The organism is Marinobacter sp., assembly GCF_041686475.1.
Lineage (GTDB): Bacteria > Pseudomonadota > Gammaproteobacteria > Pseudomonadales > Oleiphilaceae > Marinobacter.
This window is the reverse complement of the sequence record NZ_JAWLDU010000076.1, coordinates 1-3554: the sequence shown is the minus strand read 5'-3', so window position 1 is coordinate 3554 and position 3554 is coordinate 1. Positions and strand designations below refer to the sequence as shown.

Below are 3554 nucleotides of genomic sequence, written 5' to 3'. Positions count from 1 at the left end.
CTCTGGCTGGCGCCTTCCTTCCGATAAAGATCAAAGATCTGGCAGATCGCCCGAATCAGTAACCGGCCCGCGGGCTGAACCTGCAGAGCATTGCCGTCGTCCGCAATCAGCTCATCCTGAATCATCGGTTTCAGGCGGTTCAGTTCATCGGTGAAGTAACGGTCCAGATCCTCCTGCCAGACCTCTGCAAACAGTTGGCGGTCCAGCCGGAAGTGGCAGATCAGCTGGCCGATCACCCAGCGGCGGATACGGTCGTCACGGGTCAGGTTCACGCCCTTGGTGATGGCAAGCTGACCGGCATCGATAGCTGCTTCCCAGGACGGCAGATCATGGTTGTTCTGGAAGTAGGCGTCGTCGGTCTGACCTATCGCGGAAACACCCAGGGACACCAGGTCGCATTCGGAATGGGTGGTATAACCCTGGAAATTCCGGTGCAGCCGGCCCTCACGCTGGGCCACTGCCAGGCTGTCATCCGGCTTCGCGAAGTGGTCCATGCCGATGTATTCGTAGCCGGCCTCGAGCAGGCGATTGATGGTGTTGTGCAGAATGGTCAGTTTCTGCTGGGGGGTGGGCAGTGTATCTGCCAGAATCCGGGTTTGCGGGTAGAAGCGATCCGGCAGGTGAGCGTAGCTGAACACTGATAGCCGATCCGGTGACATCTCGATCACGGCTTCCAGGGTTTCGGCAAAGGTCTCCGGTGTCTGGTGGGGCAGGCCGTAGATCAGGTCCAGGTTGATGGAACGGAAGCCCAGCCGACGCGCTTCATTCAGCACGGCCTCGGTCATTTCCCGGGGCTGGATGCGATTCACCGCCTTCTGCACTTCGGGATTCACATCCTGGACACCCAGGCTGATGCGGTTGAAGCCCAGGTCCCAGAGTGTCTGCAGTGTGTCCTGGTCCACTTCGCGCGGGTCAATCTCCACGCTGTAATCCCGGTCTTCACCGGTCTGCAGGTTGAACAGTTCGGCGTAACCTGCCATCAGGTGTTCCATCACGTCTTTGGGCAGGAACGTGGGCGTACCGCCGCCCCAGTGCAACTGTGTCACCGGCCGATCCGCACCGAACAGACGAGACTGGATTGCAGCTTCCTTCAGCAACCGCTCCACGTATGGCATGGCCTTGTCGCGCTTTTTGGTGATCACTTTGTTGCAGGCGCAGTAGTAGCAGAGGTGTGCGCAGAATGGCAGGTGGGTATACAACGACAATGGCCGGCCGCTGGCCTTGCTGCGGGCGGCTGCCTTTACCATGTCTTCCACCGGGTAGTTCTGGTTGAACTCCACTGCCGTCGGATAGGAGGTGTAGCGTGGGCCGCTGAGGTCGTAACGGCGGATCAGCGCTTCGTCCCAGATGAATTCCGGGAGGGTGGATTCTGTGGTTTTCAGTTTGGCGGTGGCAGTCATAATAGAAACTCTGGTATCGAAAACGGGGGCAGCCGGGATTTGGCGACATTCTAGGGCATGCCGGTGCTACGCTTTTTGATGCGGGTCAGCTGACCGATGATTTCAGTTTAACAGTCGCTTGCGTGAACCACCCTTGGGCTCTTGGCGTATCTTTGCTACCCCTTATGGGGGTGTTTGGTGTTCGGCGCCCGGTTAGCGGAGGGAATGCCCTGCCAAAATACGCTGTGGATACGTCCCTGTACGCTCGGCTCCGCCATCCATGGCTACGCACGATTTTGGCAGGGCATTCCCTCCGCCAACCTGACTATTCTGCCAAGCCGCCACTCCAAAAACGGAGCACAACTTCTGCCATGCCCAATCTGATTCTGATTCTCGGCGACCAACTGACGAAAGACATCAGCGCCCTCGAAAATGCTGACCGGAAACGGGACAGGATCGTGATGGCGGAAGTCCATGACGAAGCCAGCTACACCAATCATCACAAGAAGAAAATCGTGCTGCTTTTTAGCGCGATGCGCCATTTTGCCCAGTGGCTCAAAGCGGATGACTGGCAGGTTCACTATCAGGCTTACCACCCGGATAGCGAGGCAAAGAGCCTGGAGGCTGTTGTCGCCGGCCAGCTCAGAGAGACCGGCGCAGACAGGGTGATCACCACGGAATGTGGCGAGTGGCGGTTGCATGAGCAAATCAGTCAGTGGCCTGAGCGGCTCGGGGTGCCGGTGGAGACCCGCCCGGATTCCCGTTTTATTGCCAGCAAGCAGGAGTTCGCGGACTGGGCGGAGGGGCGCAAACAGTTGCGAATGGAGTTCTTTTACCGGGAAATGCGGCGAAAAACCGGTTTATTAATGACTCCCGATGGCAAACCCGAGGGTGGGCAGTGGAACTTTGATGCGGATAACCGGCGCAAGTGGACGGGCAAGCCGGCAGCCCCCGCTCCCTTCCGTGTGGAGCCCGATGAGGTGACGCGGGAGGTGATTGGTCTGGTGGAGGAGCACCTTGCCGACCACTTCGGCACCACGGAGGACTTCCACTTCGCCGTGACGTCAGAGGATGCAGAGGCGGCACTGGATTACTTTATTGATTTCGCCCTGCCCTGTTTCGGCGACTTTCAGGATGCCATGTCTGACGACGAGGACTGGCTATTCCATTCCATTCTGTCGCCTTACATAAACTCTGGTCTTCTGGATCCCCTGGCCGTTTGCGAAGCGGCAGCACAGGCCTGGCACGCGGGGCGTGCGCCGATCAATGCGGTGGAGGGTTTTATCCGTCAGATTCTGGGCTGGCGGGAGTTTGTGCGGGGGATCTACTGGATGAATATGCCGGAGTACGCCAGGGAGAACCGGCTCGGCAATACCCGTGCCCTGCCCTGGTTCTACTGGACCGGCGACACAAAGATGCGCTGTATGCACAAGGCCATTGATGCCACTCGCCGCAACGCCTATGCCCACCACATCCAGCGGCTGATGGTCACCGGTAATTTCGCGCTGCTGGCCGGGGTCACGCCCGAGGAGGTCTGTGACTGGTATCTGGCGGTGTATGCCGACGCCTATGACTGGGTCGAGTTACCCAACGTACTCGGCATGGTGATGCACGCAGACGGCGGCTATCTGGGTTCGAAGCCCTATGCAGCAAGCGGCAAGTACATACAGCGCATGTCCGACCACTGCAGCAACTGCCATTACAAGGTGAACAAATCCACGGAAGAGGATGCCTGCCCGTTCAACGCCCTGTATTGGCACTTCATTAACCGGCACCGGGATGATTTTGCCGGTAACCCCCGCATGGGCATGATGTACCGGAACTGGGACAAACAGAAGCCGGAACGGCGGGAGGCGCTGCTCCAGCGTGCCGACGATCTGCTGGCTCGACTGGAGCAGCTCTGACTGCAAAGCTCGCTGTCAACATAACGCTGTGAGGCAAAAGCCCCGGGTAGGTGCTAGGCTCAGTCAGTATTGTTAACAGAATGGATACCGCGGTCATCATGGATCGACTATCCCTGGCGCTGGGGATAATCGGCACAGCTGCTCTATCTGTGTGTCACGCCCGGCCCCCGATACTGAACCTGTACACCTTTGAGTCGTCACCCTACCAGGTACCGGCCCGGGGTGAGGCTGGCCTTAATGAGGTGGCCGGCGAAACCGTAGACACCGTTAA

At 58.7% G+C, this 3554-nt stretch carries 2 protein-coding genes; one reads left to right on the top strand and one right to left on the bottom strand.

Annotation, left to right across the window (positions count from 1 at the left end; translation table 11 throughout):
- The coding region (gene hemN, locus ACESMB_RS13460; RefSeq protein ID WP_372971799.1) for an oxygen-independent coproporphyrinogen III oxidase at window positions 1-1400 on the bottom strand (1400 nt) is incomplete at its 3' end.
- Between the two features lie 350 nt (window positions 1401-1750).
- Between hemN and ACESMB_RS13455 the strand changes: the two genes are divergently transcribed.
- Entirely contained in the window at window positions 1751-3283 is a 1533-nt protein-coding gene (locus ACESMB_RS13455; RefSeq protein ID WP_372971798.1) for a cryptochrome/photolyase family protein, read from the top strand.
- Window positions 3284-3554 lie beyond the last annotated feature (271 nt).